At 59.9% G+C, this 16,562-nt stretch carries 17 protein-coding genes; all 17 read left to right on the top strand.

Annotation, left to right across the window (positions count from 1 at the left end; all coding sequences use genetic code 11):
• Positions 1 to 12: 12 nt before the first annotated feature.
• The 17 genes from C4N04_RS19535 (at position 13) to fliQ (ending at position 16,488) form a co-directional block, all read left to right on the top strand.
• The gene (locus C4N04_RS19535) at positions 13 to 918 is read left to right on the top strand and encodes a flagellin (protein WP_039617911.1); all 906 of its coding nucleotides are present in this window, start codon (positions 13 to 15) and stop codon (positions 916 to 918) included.
• 281 nt (positions 919 to 1,199) lie between these two features.
• Positions 1,200 to 2,108, top strand: coding sequence for a flagellin (locus C4N04_RS19530; protein WP_077992528.1), 909 nt, complete (start codon positions 1,200 to 1,202; stop codon positions 2,106 to 2,108).
• Between the two features lie 246 nt (positions 2,109 to 2,354).
• Complete coding sequence (locus C4N04_RS19525; protein WP_077992525.1) at positions 2,355 to 3,266, top strand: flagellin; 912 nt, start codon at positions 2,355 to 2,357, stop codon at positions 3,264 to 3,266.
• 299 nt (positions 3,267 to 3,565) lie between these two features.
• Complete coding sequence (locus C4N04_RS19520) at positions 3,566 to 4,528, top strand: flagellin (RefSeq protein ID WP_096763683.1); 963 nt, start codon at positions 3,566 to 3,568, stop codon at positions 4,526 to 4,528.
• Positions 4,529 to 4,728: 200 nt separating this feature from the next.
• Positions 4,729 to 5,358, top strand: coding sequence for a hypothetical protein (locus C4N04_RS19515; RefSeq protein WP_096763656.1), 630 nt, complete (start codon positions 4,729 to 4,731; stop codon positions 5,356 to 5,358).
• Positions 5,355 to 6,674: a MotB family protein gene (locus C4N04_RS19510; RefSeq protein WP_039617915.1), complete on the top strand. Its 1,320-nt coding sequence runs from the start codon at positions 5,355 to 5,357 to the stop codon at positions 6,672 to 6,674. The genes C4N04_RS19515 and C4N04_RS19510 overlap by 4 nt, the downstream gene beginning before the upstream one ends.
• 10 nt (positions 6,675 to 6,684) lie before the next feature.
• Positions 6,685 to 7,980, top strand: a complete 1,296-nt coding sequence (gene motC / locus C4N04_RS19505) for a chemotaxis protein MotC (protein WP_106796801.1) — start codon at positions 6,685 to 6,687, stop codon at positions 7,978 to 7,980.
• Positions 7,977 to 9,413 (top strand): flagellar hook-length control protein FliK, encoded by a 1,437-nt coding sequence (locus tag C4N04_RS19500; protein ID WP_096763658.1) that lies wholly within the window; start codon positions 7,977 to 7,979, stop codon positions 9,411 to 9,413. Before motC ends, C4N04_RS19500 begins: the two co-directional genes overlap by 4 nt.
• Positions 9,355 to 9,918 carry a lytic transglycosylase domain-containing protein gene (locus C4N04_RS19495; RefSeq protein WP_038686916.1) on the top strand — a complete coding sequence of 188 codons (564 nt, stop codon included), beginning with the start codon at positions 9,355 to 9,357 and terminating at the stop codon, positions 9,916 to 9,918. The genes C4N04_RS19500 and C4N04_RS19495 overlap by 59 nt, the downstream gene beginning before the upstream one ends.
• 280 nt (positions 9,919 to 10,198) lie before the next feature.
• Entirely contained in the window at positions 10,199 to 10,870 is a 672-nt protein-coding gene (locus C4N04_RS19490; protein ID WP_009993745.1) for a winged helix-turn-helix domain-containing protein, read from the top strand.
• Between the two features lie 125 nt (positions 10,871 to 10,995).
• Positions 10,996 to 12,300: a flagellar hook protein FlgE gene (locus C4N04_RS19485; protein WP_096763659.1), complete on the top strand. Its 1,305-nt coding sequence runs from the start codon at positions 10,996 to 10,998 to the stop codon at positions 12,298 to 12,300.
• A gap of 19 nt (positions 12,301 to 12,319) precedes the next feature.
• Entirely contained in the window at positions 12,320 to 13,807 is a 1,488-nt protein-coding gene (gene flgK, locus C4N04_RS19480) for a flagellar hook-associated protein FlgK (protein ID WP_106796800.1), read from the top strand.
• Positions 13,808 to 13,810: 3 nt separating this feature from the next.
• The gene (locus tag C4N04_RS19475) at positions 13,811 to 14,863 is read left to right on the top strand and encodes a flagellar hook-associated family protein (protein ID WP_039617924.1); all 1,053 of its coding nucleotides are present in this window, start codon (positions 13,811 to 13,813) and stop codon (positions 14,861 to 14,863) included.
• A 36-nt stretch (positions 14,864 to 14,899) separates the two neighbouring features.
• Positions 14,900 to 15,247, top strand: a complete 348-nt coding sequence (gene flaF, locus C4N04_RS19470; protein ID WP_009994672.1) for a flagellar biosynthesis regulator FlaF — start codon at positions 14,900 to 14,902, stop codon at positions 15,245 to 15,247.
• Positions 15,244 to 15,693 carry a flagellar biosynthesis repressor FlbT gene (flbT, locus tag C4N04_RS19465; RefSeq protein ID WP_009994670.1) on the top strand — a complete coding sequence of 150 codons (450 nt, stop codon included), beginning with the start codon at positions 15,244 to 15,246 and terminating at the stop codon, positions 15,691 to 15,693. Before flaF ends, flbT begins: the two co-directional genes overlap by 4 nt.
• Complete coding sequence (gene flgD / locus C4N04_RS19460; protein WP_039617925.1) at positions 15,684 to 16,133, top strand: flagellar hook assembly protein FlgD; 450 nt, start codon at positions 15,684 to 15,686, stop codon at positions 16,131 to 16,133. The genes flbT and flgD overlap by 10 nt, the downstream gene beginning before the upstream one ends.
• Before the next feature lie 88 nt (positions 16,134 to 16,221).
• Complete coding sequence (gene fliQ, locus C4N04_RS19455; RefSeq protein WP_009992823.1) at positions 16,222 to 16,488, top strand: flagellar biosynthesis protein FliQ; 267 nt, start codon at positions 16,222 to 16,224, stop codon at positions 16,486 to 16,488.
• The last annotated feature ends 74 nt before the right edge of the window (positions 16,489 to 16,562 follow it).

Genomic DNA, 16,562 nt, shown 5'->3' with positions numbered 1-16,562 from the left:
GGGGACAGATTTATGACAAGCATTAACACCAATTCTTCCGCACAGGCCGCTCTGCAGACGCTGCGCAGCGTCAACCAGAACCTCAACAGCACGCAGAACCACGTTTCTTCTGGTTATCGCGTTGAAAAGGCTTCGGACAACGCTGCTTACTGGTCGATCGCAACGACCATGCGTTCGGACAACAAGGCTCTCTCGGCTGTTTCCGACGCTCTCGGCATGGGTGCTGCCAAGGTCGACACCGCCTATACCGCAATGGACAGCGCCATCGACGTCGTCGGCGACATCAAGGCCAAGTTGGTTGCCGCCACTGAAAACGGCGTCGACAAGGCCAAGGTTCAGGAAGAAATCAGCCAGCTGCAAGAGCAGCTGAAGAGCATCGCGCAGTCGGCTTCCTTCAACGGCGAAAACTGGGTTGCCGGCGCTGACGGCACCAAGAGCGTCGTTTCCTCCTTTGTCCGCGACGGCTCCAACGCCGTTTCGGTCACGACGACCGACTATGTTCTCGACGACGGCTCCGCCGGCAACGTCCTGTTCGGCATGAGCAACGGCACGGTTGAAACCTCCACGGGCATTCTCGGGACCTCGTCGGGCGCGACCGGCTCGATCTACGCGATGGACATCACCAACTTCACCGCCGGCCAGATCCAGACCGCTCTGACCAATGTTGAAGCGGCTCTGAAGGCCATGACCAGCGCTGGCGCTGCTCTCGGCTCGCTCTCCAAGCGCATCGACAGCCAGGACGACTTCGTCTCCGCCCTCAGCGACTCGATCGACTCCGGTGTCGGCCGTCTCGTCGACGCCAATATGGAAGAAGAATCCTCCAGGCTCAGCGCCCTGCAGACCCAGCAGCAGCTGGCGATCCAGTCGCTATCGATCGCGAATTCCTCTTCGCAGAACATCCTGTCGCTCTTCCGCTAAAAGCGGTCGGCACCAGGTTTCCAAGTTTCGCGGCCGGGTCGTCCCCGGCCGCGAAATGTTTTAATATAAGGTTAATAAAAATCCTTCTAAGTCTCAGATATTTTTACGCTATTTCCATTTCCGATTTAGTTTTCCTTAACCATCTTGCTGTTTTCTAGGCCCATCGAAACGGCGAGTTAACCTTAACGACAATGGTTAACAGGCATGATGCTGATCGCTGTGGGCCGGCCGAAATCCGGAATGTCCCTTCTTAAAATCTGCCAACAAGGGGCAAGCAAACTATGACGAGCATCAACACCAATAACGCTGCAATGGCAGCCCTCCAGACTCTCCGCGGCATCAACCAGGGTCTCCAGACAACCCAGGCTCACGTTTCGTCCGGCTATCGCGTCGGCCAGGCTTCCGACAACGCTGCTTACTGGTCGATCGCAACGACCATGCGTTCGGACAACAAGGCTCTCTCGGCTGTTTCCGACGCTCTCGGTCTCGGCGCCGCCAAGGTCGACACCGCTTACTCCGCTATGGACAGCGCCATCGACGTCGTCGGCGACATCAAGGCCAAGCTGGTTGCCGCGACTGAAAACGGCGTCGACAAGGCCAAGGTCCAGGAAGAAATCAGCCAGCTGCAGCAGCAGCTCCTGAGCGTCGCTCAGTCGGCTTCCTTCTCCGGTGAAAACTGGGTTGCCGGCGCTGACGGTACCAAGAACGTCGTCGCCTCCTTCGTCCGCGACGGCTCCAACGCCGTTTCGGTCGTGATGACCGACTATGTTCTCGACGACGGCTCCATGGGCAACGTTCTGTTCGGCATGAGCGGCGGTGCGGTCGAAACCTCCACGGGTATCCTCGGCACGTCGAATGGTGCGACCGGTTCCGTCTACGCAATGGACATCACCAACTTCACCCTCGGCCAGATCCAGTCGGCACTGACCAACGTCGAATCGGCTCTGAAGGCCATGACCAGCGCTGGCGCTGCTCTCGGCTCGATCTCCAAGCGCATCGAACTGCAGGAAAACTTCGTCTCCGCTCTCAGCGACTCGATCGACTCCGGTGTCGGCCGTCTCGTTGACGCCAACATGGAAGAAGAATCCTCCAAGCTCAGCGCTCTGCAGACCCAGCAGCAGCTGGCTGTCCAGTCGCTGTCGATCGCGAACTCCTCGTCGCAGACCATCCTGTCGCTGTTCCGCGGCTAATAACCCTCGGAAATATCGGCCCGCCGGTATCCGGCGGGCGCCTCGAAATCGAGCCGCGCTTCGATGGAGCGCGGCTTTTTTATTCTCGTTAACGGTTGATTAACCATAATGCTGTTTTCTCAGGCCAACGAGACGGCGAGTTAACCGAACTTAAGAACCGGTTAACAGGCATGAGGCTGATCCCCGTTCCCGGTGGCTTTCCGGAATGTCCCTTTTTCCCACCTGCCGACAAGGGGCAATCATTTCATGACCAGCATTTTGACCAACGTCGCGGCGATGGCCGCTCTTCAGACGCTCCGCGGCATCAACGACAGCCTCGAAAGCACGCAGAACCGCGTATCCTCGGGTTACCGCGTCGAAAAGGCCGCCGACAACGCCGCCTACTGGTCGATTGCAACGACCATGCGTTCGGACAACAAGGCACTTTCCGCCGTTTCTGACGCTCTCGGCCTCGGCGCCGCCAAGGTCGACACCGCTTATTCCGCCATGGACAGCGCCATCGACGTAATCAGCGAAATCAAGGCGAAGATAGTCGCGGCAACCGAAAAGGGCGTCGACAAGACCAAGGTCCAGGAAGAAATCGGGCAGTTGCAGCAGCAGCTCCTGAGCATCGCGCAGTCGGCTTCCTTCTCCGGCGAAAACTGGGTCGCCGGCGCTGACGGCACCAAGAGCGTGGTTTCCACCTTCGTGCGCGACGGCAACGGCAATGTCTCGGTCAAGACGACAGACTACGTCCTGGACACGAGCTCCGCGGGCAACGTTCTCTTCGGCATGACCTCGACCGGCACGATCGACACGGCCGCCGGCATTATCGGCACATCATACGGCACGATCGGCTCGATCTACTCGATGGACATCAGCACCTTCGGCTCGGTTGAGATCTCCATGGCCTTGACGTCGATCGAGGCCGGCCTCGAAGCCATGACCAAGGCTGCCTCGCAGCTCGGTTCGATCTCCACGCGCATCGAACTGCAGGAAAACTTCGTTGGAGCACTGAGCGACTCGATCGACTCGGGCGTCGGCCGCCTCGTCGATGCCGACATGGAGGAGGAATCGAGCAAGCTGACGGCGTTGCAGACACAGCAGCAATTGGCGATCCAGTCGCTGTCGATCGCCAACTCCAGCGCGCAGAACATCCTTACCTTGTTCCGCAGCTAAATCGGCCGCTGAAGCTGGACCGAATCTTGCGCCGCCGTCCGGCGCTACGCCGAAAACCATCTGGACCGCGCCCGAAACGGCGCGGTTCTTTTTTTTATATCAACAACTTGTCAGGACTCATGCTTCGCTGATTTGCGCTTTGCGCCGCGCTCTTGCCGAACAGGTTGATATCGAGTTAACCTCACCTTGAGTTGATTTGCTTTTGCGACACCGGTGGAAATTTCGCCGGAGGCATGACGCCACTTCAGTCGCCGCCGGCAACCCGGCCTGCCCTTTCATCTTATTCCGAGACCCTGTCGATGACCGTAAAGATTACCAGCGCGGCCGCGGTGAATGCACTTGCAGTGCTGCGCAGCATCAACAAAGAAGCCAGTCAGACCCAGCAGCAAGTGTCTTCCGGATATCGGATCGAGACGGCCGCCGATGATGCCTCTTACTGGTCGGTCGCGACCGTCATGCGCTCGGACAGCACCAATCTCGGCACGATCGGCGACGCGCTCGGTCTCGGCGCCGCCAAGGTGGATGCGACCTATACGGCGATGACTTCGGCGATTGAACTCGTCACCCAGATCCGCGCCAAGCTCGTTGCGGCAAGAGAGCCTGGCACCGACAAGGACAAAATCAACGCCGAGATCAGCGAATACAAGGAACAGCTGAGGACCGTCGTCGAATCGACGTCCTTTGCAGGGGAAAACTGGTTGCTGAACAGTGACAAGGCAGCGCCGCCGACATGGTCGGTCATCTCCGGCTTCGTGCGCGCCCCGACCGGCGAATACCAGGCTCAGAGCATCGACTTCCCCTCATCGCAGACCATCCTCATCGACAAGAACAACGCGAGCGGCGGCCTGTTCACCAAGGCAATCGATGCCCAGGCGATCAACAACAGCGGCACAGGACCGCGGAACTATTACCTGCTGGACGCCCATTCGACGACGCCGGCGACGGGCACGGAAGTCGCGATCGGCAAGAACACCACCGACGCCCAGCTCGCCGACATGCTTGATGTGACCGACTCTCTGCTCTCCTCACTGACGACGACATCCGCCTCGATCGGCGTGATGAAGGCGCGTGTCGACGATCAGATCGATTACACCGCCGATCTGTCCGATTCGATCGACAAGAGTGTCGGCGCGCTCGTCGATACCGATATGGATGAGGCTTCGATCCGGCAGAAGGCGATCGAAACCCAGAAGCAGATGGCCGTCGAAGCGATCTCGATCCTGAACACGGCTGCCAGCAAGATCCTCATTCTGCTGGAATAGAGTTGCGCGCGATCGCGGGTGGCGGCGGCGCCATTCATCCTCGCGCAAGTTTGACTTCCTAGTTTCCGGCATGAAGGCATCGTCCGAAATCATGCCGGCGCAAGGTCAAGCCTTGTTCGCCGCGAAGGACATGTCGCGCGCAAGGTCATTTTGAACGGGGGGCAGCATGCCGCATGTCCCCCGGATGCTGGATGGTTTCTATGAGCATTTCGCTTTCTCGGTATTTGAAGGATTTCGGCGAACCGAAACCGTCAGCGCCGATCATCGACATCGACGATTTCCCCGGCGATGTTTTTGCCGAGACGCCGAGCGAACCGCCGGTCGACGTCGAGGCGGAGCGTCGCGATGCCTATGCGCAAGGCCATGCCGCGGCGACCGCTGATTTGACCGAGAAATATGAAAGCGATGCGCGCGCTCTGGCCGAGGTTCATGCGCGCGAGCTCGAAGAACTGAAGCTCCGCTATGAAGTCGAGGCGGCCGCGGTCATCGCCTCGCGCGTCCGTGATATCGCCGAAGAGGTTGCGCAACTGGTCAGTGCCGGCGCGGCTGCGGCCATTGCGCCCGTCATGACGGAAGCGCTTGCGGCCAAGGCCGCCGAAAACCTCGCCACATTGCTGCGCGACGCCATTCTCGAGGGCGCGGCCGGGCCGATCGTCGTCAGGGGGCCGACCCGGCTCTTCGACATATTGAAGGCCGAGCTCGGCGAACATGCCACGGCGGTTCGCCACTTGGAGAGCGACGATATCGATCTTGCCGTCGAAATCGATGACTCCGTCATCGTCACCCGTATGTCCGCCTGGGCGGCCAGCTTGAAGAAAGTTCTCGAATGAGCGAAGGCGAAAACCATCACCACGGCAGGAACGAGATCATCATCGTCAAGCGGCATGGCGGCGGTGATCACGATGGTGCCCATGGCGGTGCGTGGAAAATTGCCTATGCCGACTTCATGACGGCAATGATGGCGTTCTTCCTGGTCATGTGGCTGGTCAACGCCGCCAACGAGGAAACCAAGGCCGCCGTTGCGACCTACTTCAATCCGATCAAGCTCGCCGACGAAAAGCCGACGGAGAAGGGCCTGAAGAAGCCTGTCGACCATGCCGAGGGCGAGGAGAAGAACGAAAAGTCCAAACAGAAGGAAGACAATCCGACCGAGGGCAAGTCCGCCGCGGACGGTGACGACCAGACGTCGACTTCAGGCGACCAGACCAATTATTCTGAAGCAGACTTCTTCGAAAATCCTTATTCGGTTCTTGCCGAGATCGCACAGGAAGTTGGTCAGCAGGCCAATGTCAGCGCCAAGGGCGATGGCGGCGCGGCCGATTCCGGCCCGGCGACCGGCGCCGATGGCGGCGAAGCCTATCGCGATCCCTTCGATCCGGATTTCTGGACGAAGCAGGTCGAAGTGACAACGGCCGGAAAAACCCTGCCGCCCGGCAAGAGCGAGCAGCAGGCGACCGAGAGCGAAACAACCGAGGTCGCCAAGGCTGAGGATATGAAGCCGGTGCCTTTGGCGACCGACCAGCAGCCCGCCAAGGACGTCAAGGAGAGCAAGGACACCAAGGGCGCCGCCGAGACCAAGGAGGCCAAGGCGGACGGCAAGGTGCCTGACGAGAAGAAGGCGGAAGCTCAGAAGGACGCCGATCATCAGAAGGATGCCGACAAGAGCGCGGCCGAAACCGAACAGCAGAAGAAGGAAGCGGATGCGCTTCAGGAGCAGATCGCCCAACAGATCGGCGGCGTTGCCGGCAAACTTGCCGAAGGCCTGACGGTGACGGCGGCCGAAGGCGGCCTGCTGGTCAGCATCTCCGACCAGAACGACGACTCGATGTTCAATATCGGTTCCGCGGTTCCGCGCCAGGAGATGGTGCTCGCCATGGAAAGGATCGGTACCATTCTGAAGGAGAGGGGCGGCGCCGTCGCCATCCGTGGCCACACCGACGGGCGTCAATACAAGGGCGCGCAGAACGAGAACTGGCGGCTGTCGATGGACCGCGCCCAGAGTGCCTACTACATGCTCGTGCGCGGCGGGCTGGACGAGAAGCGCATCTCGCAGGTCTCCGGCTTCGCCGACCGTCGGTTGAAGCTGCCTGCCGAGCCGTTCAACGCGGCCAATCGCCGGATCGAGATCCTGGTGCAGGCGGATTAAGGATATTCGGATGGCGCGTCGGCAGCATCGCTACTTCGGATTTATGGCCCTCGGCCTGGCGATGTTTTCGCCGGCCGCAGGCCAAGCGCAGGATCCGGACGATCTCTCGCCGTACAAGATGTTGCGGTCGCTGCAGTTCGTGCAGGATTCCGTCGTTGCCGGCGATCATTCGGCCGGCGAGATGCAGCGCTTCATGCTGGGTACGATCGACGAGCGGCTACGCACGGCCGATACGTCGATCTACGACGACGACCGCAATGTCGATGCGGCGCTGATTTATGCGATGAGCGGCGGCAATCCCCAGACGCTCGAATATCTGATCGCCCATGACGTCAACGGCTATTTCGACAACCGCGTCACCGACGTGCTGCGCAAATATCTGAGCGGCAAAGGGCTCCTTGTCGCCAAGACGCTGGATGAAACCGCCAGGGAATATCGCGACAAGAAGATCGGTCCTTACCTGGCGCTGATCGGCGGCAATGTGCTGGTCGCCACGAAGCCGGCAGATGCGCTGGAACTCTACGACCAGGCGCGTCTTGCCGCGCCGGGCACGATCGTCGAGGAGGCGGCCTTGCGCCGGTCCGTAGCCATCTGCGTCGACAAGGGAATGCTCGACCAGGGGCTAGCCTACTCGCAGCGCTATGCTCGCCGTTTCCTGCATTCGCCCTATGCCAGCCAGTTTGCCGATCTTTTCGTCAAGCTCGTCGTCGCCCATGATCGCGACGTGAAACCGCAGGATGTCGTCGACATCCTGTCCTTCATGGATGCGCCGCGCCAGCGTGAGGTCTATCTGCGCATCGCCCGTGCTGCAGCGATATCGGGCAAGCCGGAGCTGGCGCGCATGGCGGTCGAACGCGTGCAGTCGCTTGGCGCAGGCACCGACAATGCCTTCGGCCCGCTCGCCGATTTTTATGGAGGCATGGCCGGCCTTCCCACGCAGGATATCGATCAGGCGGCGAAGAATGTCAGCGGCATCGACGGCAAAGCGCTGTCGCCGCGGGATCAGGCGCTGCAGGCGGCGGCGCGATCCGTCGCCGAGCAGATCCTGCGCGCGCCGGACCCGGCAAGCCTGACGCAAGCATCCGACCCTAATACTTCTCATCAAGAAATCACTTCTGACAAGGCTGCGGCAAACGCCATGCAACCGGGAGCGCCAGGCGCGCATCCCGAGCCTGTTCCGGGAGGTGTGGCATCGACTGGCCAGAGCCAGGATACCGACCCCTCATTCAACGCATTTGTGACGACCAGCCGATCCAAGCTCGACGAGATCGATGGTCTTCTGGCGCAGGAAGGCAACGAACAATGATGGATTTGAGCGTCTCGGGCGGAGCCTCTGGTGCGGAGGCGGCTGCGGCAGCGAAATCCGCCAAAACGGCGGGAAAGGGTGACGCCGCCGGTCAGAAGGGCGACTTCTCCGATGTGCTCGCCAAGGCGAGCGGCAGCGCCGCCAACGAGGCGCCCGACGATGCGCAGCCGGACCAGGGCGCGGTTGCCGATGGCGACGCGGCAAAGGTGGCGCGGACGATCCGCAGCCGCGCCAAACCGTTGATCGATCTGAGTGACGCCGCCCTGAGGGCGCAGGCCGAGGTGCAGCCAGAAGTGATCGCCCATGGCGAAAAGACATTCGCAAAGCCTGCAAAGGATCAGCGCAAATTGCCGGCCGATCTCGGCAAGCTCGATGCCAAGGATCCGTCCGCCGACGAGGCCGGGCAGGTGGCCAAGGGCGTCAAGCACGTCAAGAGCGACCTCTCGAAAACAGATGCGGATGCCGACAGCGAGGATGATGACGGCGGCATTTCCGATGTACTCGGCCTGCTGAAGCAGGAGCCCGCCGCCGAGACGGTCGCCTTGCCGACCGCAGCCGCTGCACATCTCGCCGCCACGGCCGGGGAGGCCGGGCCTGTCGACAAGAAGACCGCGGCTGACGCCAAAACGAGCGGCCACGCATCCGACGCTCTGGCCGCCGTCAGCGGCAATGTCGAAGACGTCAAGACGGATGAGATCGGGGTTCCGGGTGCGGAGAACGCCGAAGCCGCTGACGGCAGAACCTTCCGGCTCAGCCGCGCCGACGGGCGTGGCCTATCGATGGATGTTCACATCGGTGCGGATCAGGCTGGACCGAAGGACGGCGCGAAGAAGGCCGATGTCGAAAACGTCTCGGTCCTCGAATCGCGCCGCTATATCGGCCTGGCGCAGAATACCAATTCCGCCGCCGTCACCGCAGCCCTTTCCGGCGATTCCGAATGGGCGCGAGCGATGGAGCCGAGTTCGGCCCTCTCCAACGCGGCGGAATGGACGAGCACCGGCAAGGTGGTCAACACGCTGAAGATCCAGATGAACCCGATCGATCTTGGCCTGGTGACGGCGACCATGCGGCTGTCCGGCGACGCCCTGAACGTCGACCTCAAGGTCGATACCGGCGCAGCCTATCGGCAGCTGAAGGAAGATCATGGCAAGATCCTGGAAGCGCTGCGCAGCCAGGGCTATGCGGTCGACAACATCACCATCAGCATGGCCCCCGTCGAGCGTACCGACGCCGGCAACCAGGCCAGCGGTCAGGGGCAGGCCTCCCAGCAGCAGTCGCTCGCCCAGCAAGGGCAGGGCGGGGCGGCGCGCGAGCGCTACAATCAGACGGGCCAGCAGACGGATGGAGGCTTCAATGGCGCAGGCGAGACCGGTATTGAAGACGTTTCTGCTGGCGGGGCTCGCAGCAGCGGCGCTGGCGGCGTTTACCTCTGAGGCGTCCGCCTCCACCGGCGCCTGCGAACGCGAAATCCAGTCGGCTGCCGCCAAATACGGCATCCCGGAAGGCATCCTCTATTCGGTCGGTCTGACGGAGACCGGCCGCAAGGGCTCGCTCTATCCCTATGCCATGAACGTCGAAGGCAAGGCGATCTTCCCGCCATCCGAGCAGGACGCGATGAGGCAGTTCGATGTCGCCCGCAGGAGCGGCGCCAAGCTCATCGACATCGGATGCATGCAGATCAACCACTATTATCACAGCGAGAATTTCGCTTCCGCGGAGGATATGTTCGATCCGCACCGCAACGTGGAATATGCGGCGAGGTTTCTTCGCAACCTGCATGACCGTCACGAGACCTGGACGATGGCGGTAGCAAGATACCATGCGGGACCGAACAACGACCCCGCGCAGAAGCAATATGTCTGCCGCGTCATCGCCAATCTGGTGGCCACTGGCTATGGCAAATGGACTCCTAATGCGAGTAACTTTTGCCGAAATTAAATCAACCCAAGATAGAAGACACGCATTGTGACGGAAATGTGTCGTAATATGGCAGGATTCCGGCACCAATTGCATGCGCAAGCCATAATTAACGGGTCGTTAACTTTTCCACGAAATTTTTGTGTGCATAATTCCGGTCGGCCACTAGATATAGACCAAATCGCCATGCGGATCTTAATCAATTATTAGTTTCTGCCATTAACTTTAACGAGTTGTCGCCGATTCGTGCGATTCGTACCCATAGATCATCGAAGTGCCACACTGATTCGGAGGCGGACGAATGATCGTAGTGGTTGATGAGCGTGAGCTCGTGAAAGACGGATATACATCTCTGTTTGGCCGGGAGGGCATTCCCTCTACCGGTTTTGATCCATCGGAATTTGGCGACTGGGTTCAGACCGCCGCCGATTCGGATATTGCGGCCGTCGAGGCCTTCCTGATCGGTCAAGGCCAGCGCAGCCTGGAGCTGCCGAGGGCGATCCGGGATCGATCGATGGCGCCGGTGATCGCCGTCAGCGACCAGCCCTCGCTGGAAAACACGCTGGCGCTTTTCGATTGCGGCGTCGACGACGTCGTGCGCAAGCCGGTGCATCCGCGCGAAATCCTGGCCAGGGCGGCTGCGATCCGGCGCCGGCTGAAGGCGATCGCCAATTACACCGATATCGGCGGCATCCGCGTCTTCTCGGATGGTCGTGACCCCGAGATCAACGGCGAAGTCTTCGCGCTGCCCCGGCGCGAGCGCCGCATCCTCGAATATTTGATCGCCAATCGCGGTCGCCGGGTCACCAAGACCCAAATCTTCAACGCCATCTACGGCATCTTCGACGAAGAGGTCGAGGAGAATGTCGTCGAAAGCCACATCTCGAAGCTGCGCAAGAAGCTGCGCAAGAAGCTCGGCGTCGATCCAGTCGATTCCAAGCGCTTCCTTGGTTACTGCATTGATTGGGCTTGATTTTTTAGCCGGACGGAAACTGCCGACTGAAGTTGAATATTTGGCCTCGCTGTCCGCATAACAGACAGCTTCACGCAAGGCCCGCCAAATACTCTTGAGCTTAACAGGTAAAACGAGGTTTTCAGATGAGCATTTTCGGCAGCATGAAGACGGCAGTATCGGGGATGAACGCGCAGGCGAACCGCCTCAGCACCGTCGCCGACAACATCGCCAACGTGAACACCACCGGTTACAAGGCCGTTTCGACGAGCTTCTCGTCGCTGGTCCTGCCCTCCTCGGGCGGCAACTACAATTCCGGTGGCGTGCAGACCTCGGTCCGCCAGGCTGTCTCCGATCAGGGCGACATCTCCTACACCACCTCCACCACCGACCTTGCGATTTCCGGCGACGGCTTCTTCATCGTCCAAGGCCCCGACGGCACACCGGTGCTGACTCGCGCCGGCGATTTCCAGAAGGATGACGAAGGCAATCTCGTCAACGCCGCCGGTTTCCAACTGATGGGCTATTCCTACGATTCCGGCGCTCCCGCCGTCGTCGTCAACGGTTTCGATGGCCTCGTTCCCGTCAATGTCAACCAGGAAGGCCTGACCGCCATCGCTTCGACATCTGGTGTCTTCAAAGGCAACCTCGATTCGAATGCCAAGGTGGCTCCGGTCGCTCCTGCGACGCTGCCTAGCGCCAACCTGGCCACGACGACAGCCGATACCAAGAAGTTTTCGATGGTCGCCTACGACCGCCTGGGCAACAAGGTGATGTATGACTTTTACTTCACCAAGACCGCAGTCGTCACTCCGCCGCCGGCACCTCCCGGTGTTGCCAGCACCTGGGAAGTCTCGATCTATCGCAATGCCGATGCGGCGGTTGGCGGAACGACGTCGTTTCCTTACTCTACCGCCGTCGGTGATGTTGGTAACGGCTCACTAACCTTCGACGCAAACGGCAAAATGATTTCGTCCGGCGCAATTCCGATCACCGATCCTGTAACCGGTCTGACGATTAATATGGATCTCTCCGGTTTCACTCAGCTCGGCGCCGACTTTGCCGGCACCGGCACTCCCAATGGCCAGGCTGCAAGCCCCGTCAAGGACGTGACCATCGACGGCGACGGCATCGTCTACGCCAAGTACGAGGACGGCAGCACCAAGCCGCTCTATCGTATCCCGCTGGCCAATGTCGCAAGCCCGGACAAGCTGACGCTGATGAGCGGCAACGTCTACAGCGCCAACGGCCAGTCGGGCGTCACCGTCACCGGCTTCCCGCAGACCAACGGCCTCGGCACGATCAAGTCAGGCGCTCTCGAAGGTTCCAACGTCGACCTCGCCGGCGAACTGACCGAGATGATCGAATCGCAGCGCAGCTATACCGCCAATTCGAAAGTGTTCCAGACGGGTTCCGACATCATGGACGTACTCGTCAACCTCAAGAGATAAGTAAGGTAACGGATAAGCCATGTCGCTCACGTCCGCACTTAATACCGCGCAGAGCATATTCAACAATACCGGCACGCAGAGCAGTGTCGTATCGAACAATATCTCCAATGCCGGAAACAAGGATTACGTGCGCCGGCAGGCAATGCTTACCACGTCCCTGAACGGCGCTCAGGTTGTGCAGATCAACCGGGCACAGGAAGACGCCCTGCTGCGCCAGTACCTCAAGACGTCCTCTCAGGACAGCGCCCAGCAGACTTTGCTGGGCGGTCTCGAGGACCTCAAATCGATCATGGGTGGCAACGACTACGAAACGTCGCCATCCACCTATCTCGGCGTTTTCCAGGAAAAACTTCAGGCCTTCCGCACCACGCCTGGCAGCACGGTCGCTGCCCAGGGCGCCATTACTGCCGCCCAGGACGTCGCCAACTCGCTGAACAATGCCTCGCAATCCGTCCAGGATGTTCGCGCCAACGCCGATAAGGAAATCGCCACCGCGGTCGATAAGCTGAACACGCTGCTCAGCCAGTTCGAAAAGGCCAACAATGCGGTCAAGACTGCCACTGCCTCCGGCACGGACGCATCCGGCGCCCTCGATGAGCGCGAGAAGGTCCTGAAGCAGATTTCTGAGATCGTCGGCGTCAGCGCGACGACGCGCGACAACAACGACATGGTGTTGAGCACGCCTGACGGGACGATCCTCTTCGAGACGGTCCCGCGCAAGGTGACTTTCAAGTCCCAGGATGTCTATACCGCCTCCATTGTCGGCAATTCGGTCTATATCGACGGCGTTGCGCTGCCGCTCGGCAAGGGTTCGACCACGACGGGGCAGGGGAGCCTCCAGTCGCTTCTCCAGATCCGCGACGAGATCGCCCCGAACTTCCAGAAGCAGCTCGACGAAATCGCCCGCGGCCTTGTCTCGCTCTTCAAGGAGCAGAATACCGCTGCGCCCCCGGCCTATGTGCCCGGCCTTTTCACCTGGAGCGGCGGCACGGTCGATACCGGCGCCACCGCAGTTGCCGGCATGGCCTCGACCATCAGTGTCAGCAGCCGGGTGATCACCTCGCAGGGCGGCGACCCGATGCGCCTGCGCGATGGCGGCGTCAACGCCTCCGGCGCCGTCCTGAACACGTCAGGCGTCAGCGGTTACACGGCTGAACTCGACCGTCTTTATACCGCGATGAGCGCCGACATCGATTTCGATCCGGCGGCCGGAGCGCCGGTCGGTTTCGACGCGACGACGGGCATTGATTCGAATGTCAGCATCATGGAATACGCTACGAATTCCCTTGGCTGGCTCGAGCAGTATCGCAGCAACGCCACGACGGCTGCGGAAAACACCTCGGCGGCCCTGTCGCGCTCCAACGAAGCCTATTCCAACGAAACCGGCGTCAACCTCGACGAGGAACTGACGCTGCTTCTCGATATCGAACAGTCCTACAAAGCGGCGACCAAAATCCTTAACGCTGTAGACGAAATGTTGAAGTCATTGCTGGATATCGCGAGTTAAGCCATGAAGAGCTCATTTATTTCAAGTACCGCCATTCAGAATGCGATGCGCTTGACGATCCGTCAGGCGCAGAACCAGATGACGAAGGCGACGATGGAAGCAACGACGGGAGTCTATGCGGATATCGGTGTCTCGCTCGGCGGCAATGCTGCCAGAAGCGTCGACTTCACCCGCGAGACCGACAGGATCGACTCGATCAAAGCAAGCAATTCGCTTGTCAGCGCCCGCATGGAATCCTCGCAGCTCGGCCTGTCCAAGATGAAGGACGTCGGCGACGGCCTCGTTTCGAAGCTGACGGCACTCCAGGGCAGCAAGGACCCCGGCAGCATCACCGTCGCCATCCAGTCGGCAACCAGCGCGCTCTCCACCATGATGGACACGGCCAATACCATGGTGAACGGCGAATATCTGTTCTCCGGCATCAATACCGACGTGCAGCCGCTGACCGACAAGACGACCGCCACGAGTGCGGCCATCGTCACGGCGCTGAACAGCTATGCCGCTGCTCTTGTCCCACCTAAGGCCGTCAGCGATCTCACCGGCGCCGAAATGCAGACCTTCATCACGACGACGGTCGAGCCGATGTTCAGCCAGGCCAATTGGACCAATGCGGCGACCGGATGGTCGCAGGCATCGAGCCAGAACATGACGAGCCGCATCAGCAACTCGGAAGTGATCGAATCCTCGACCAACGCCAATTCCGAAGGCATGCGTTATTTTGCGCTCGCCTCGGTCATGACCTCCGCGCTGCTCGGCCAGAACCTCAGCACGGATGCAATGACGACTGTCTCCAAGCAGGCAATCAGCTACACGGCCAAGGCGACCAGTGGGCTGGTGACGCAGGCAAGCCAGCTCGGTCTTTCCCAGGAGCGTGTCAAGAAGTCCAACGACGCTCTCGACGCCCAGTCGAACATCATCAAGAACAAGCTGGTCGATCTCCAGGGCGTCGATCCGTACGAAGCCTCGACCCTCGTCAAGACTTTGGAAACACAGCTTGAAACCGCTTACACGATCGTTTCGAAGATCCAGCAGTTGAGTCTCGTAAACTACCTTTGATGAGCAAAGGCGCGCATTATAAAGAAGGATGCATGAATGTATCAGTTCTCGTATGCCGAAGTCATGCAGGACTCGGTGGCCGACGCGAAAGAGCGGGAATGGCAGGTTCTTGACCGGTCCATAGAACTGCTGGCGTTGGCGCGCGACAAGGAAAAATACGGTCGGGAAGCCATTGAAGCCCTGTTTTATACGCGTCGGGTGTGGATCAGCTTCATCGAGGATCTGAAGCATCCTGATAACCAGCTGGATGTTCAGCTCAGGGCCAATCTCATCTCGATCGCAATCTGGATTTTGAAGGAATGCGACAGGATCAGAAAACGTCTGTCTAATAACTACCAGGGCATCATCGACGTTACCACCATCATCAGGGATGGACTTAAATGAAAAGTACACTACGCATTTCTCTGAAAGCCGGAGAAAGAATCTTCATCAACGGCGCCGTCCTACGTGTCGACCGCAAGGTCGCGCTGGAATTCCTGAACGATGTGACGTTCCTTCTCGAAAATCACGTCCTCCAGCCGGAAGGTGCGACGACGCCCCTGCGCCAGCTCTACTTCATCGCGCAGATGATCCTCATCAACCCCGAGGGCAAGGACCAGTCGACGGCGATGTTCCGCAAGTCGATCACCATGCTGCTCACCTGCTTCAAGAATGAAGAGATCCTCGCCGAACTGAAGCGCGTCGATGCGCTCGTCTCGACCGGCCGCGCCTTCGATGCGTTGAAGGCAATCCGCGGTCTCTATGCGATCGAAGACAATATTATGAACAACCACGAAATGCCGCCGACGATGGTCGAGCAGATTCGCAGGGAGATCGCACCATGGCGGTAGATGCAACATCGAGTGTGAGCACTTCGACGACCAGCTCGACGAGTTCGGCCCAGAAAAAAGCGACGCTGAATTACGACAATTTCCTGCAGCTGCTCATCGCGCAGATGAAGAACCAGGATCCGACCGATCCGATGGATGCCAGCGAGCAGATGTCGCAGCTGGCAAGCTTCTCGCAGGTCGAGCAGACGATCCAGACGAACACCAAGCTCGATACGCTTCTGTCAAGCTCGAGCCTCACCCAGGCGAGCAGCTACGTCGGCAAATACATGGAAAGCGCCGACGGCACCGTCAAAGGCACCGTCGAATCCGTCAAGGTTTATTCCGACGGCATCATTGCGACGACCACGGATGGCGGTAAGATACTCGTACAGGCGGGAATCACCGTTGCTGACAAGGCGCCGACCACGACGACCACGACCAGCGACAGCAGCGATACCTGATACCGCGGCGCCGACGCGTCGGGTGATACAAATCAACAGTGGCCCGGCCATGGCGGGCTGCTTCGAGGCGATATGAGGTTGCCTTCAGATGAATGAAGCTGATGCATTGGATCTGTTCCAGGCCGCGATCTGGACCGTCCTGATTGCCGCCGGTCCCGCCGTTATCGCCGCGATGGTGGTGGGGTTGGTCATTGCCCTGATCCAGGCATTGACGCAGGTGCAGGAAGCGACGCTGACCTTCGTGCCGAAGATCGTCGCAGTGCTGATCACCGTCGGGGTCACAGCACCCTTCGTTGGCTCGCAGATCTCGATTTTCACCAATCTGGTCTTCTCGCGCATCCAGTCAGGCTTCTGAGCCACCTTCGCGCAAGCTTCGCCATTTAACTGTCGGTCCGAATTGGGCGGACCGAGTCCGCTTCCTCTCATGAA

Source organism: Rhizobium sp. H4 (assembly GCF_003013335.1).
Classification (GTDB): Bacteria; Pseudomonadota; Alphaproteobacteria; order Rhizobiales; family Rhizobiaceae; genus Rhizobium; species Rhizobium sophoriradicis.
The sequence above is the reverse complement of the archived record's forward strand: the minus strand, read 5'-3'. Positions and strand labels throughout refer to the sequence as shown.

Excerpts from the sequence above, each read along its gene's own strand:
- motC (WP_106796801.1), top strand. The coding sequence starts at position 6,685 with ATGGCGCGTCGGCAGCATCGCTACTTCGGATTTATGGCCCTCGGCCTG.
- C4N04_RS19520 (WP_096763683.1), top strand. The coding sequence starts at position 3,566 with ATGACCGTAAAGATTACCAGCGCGGCCGCGGTGAATGCACTTGCAGTG.
- C4N04_RS19475 (WP_039617924.1), top strand. The coding sequence starts at position 13,811 with ATGAAGAGCTCATTTATTTCAAGTACCGCCATTCAGAATGCGATGCGC.
- C4N04_RS19530 (WP_077992528.1), top strand. The coding sequence starts at position 1,200 with ATGACGAGCATCAACACCAATAACGCTGCAATGGCAGCCCTCCAGACT.
- C4N04_RS19535 (WP_039617911.1), top strand. The coding sequence starts at position 13 with ATGACAAGCATTAACACCAATTCTTCCGCACAGGCCGCTCTGCAGACG.
- C4N04_RS19515 (WP_096763656.1), top strand. The coding sequence starts at position 4,729 with ATGAGCATTTCGCTTTCTCGGTATTTGAAGGATTTCGGCGAACCGAAA.
- C4N04_RS19485 (WP_096763659.1), top strand. The coding sequence starts at position 10,996 with ATGAGCATTTTCGGCAGCATGAAGACGGCAGTATCGGGGATGAACGCG.
- fliQ (WP_009992823.1), top strand. The coding sequence starts at position 16,222 with ATGAATGAAGCTGATGCATTGGATCTGTTCCAGGCCGCGATCTGGACC.
- C4N04_RS19500 (WP_096763658.1), top strand. The coding sequence starts at position 7,977 with ATGATGGATTTGAGCGTCTCGGGCGGAGCCTCTGGTGCGGAGGCGGCT.
- flbT (WP_009994670.1), top strand. The coding sequence starts at position 15,244 with ATGAAAAGTACACTACGCATTTCTCTGAAAGCCGGAGAAAGAATCTTC.
- flgK (WP_106796800.1), top strand. The coding sequence starts at position 12,320 with ATGTCGCTCACGTCCGCACTTAATACCGCGCAGAGCATATTCAACAAT.
- C4N04_RS19510 (WP_039617915.1), top strand. The coding sequence starts at position 5,355 with ATGAGCGAAGGCGAAAACCATCACCACGGCAGGAACGAGATCATCATC.
- flaF (WP_009994672.1), top strand. The coding sequence starts at position 14,900 with ATGTATCAGTTCTCGTATGCCGAAGTCATGCAGGACTCGGTGGCCGAC.
- C4N04_RS19490 (WP_009993745.1), top strand. The coding sequence starts at position 10,199 with ATGATCGTAGTGGTTGATGAGCGTGAGCTCGTGAAAGACGGATATACA.
- C4N04_RS19525 (WP_077992525.1), top strand. The coding sequence starts at position 2,355 with ATGACCAGCATTTTGACCAACGTCGCGGCGATGGCCGCTCTTCAGACG.
- flgD (WP_039617925.1), top strand. The coding sequence starts at position 15,684 with ATGGCGGTAGATGCAACATCGAGTGTGAGCACTTCGACGACCAGCTCG.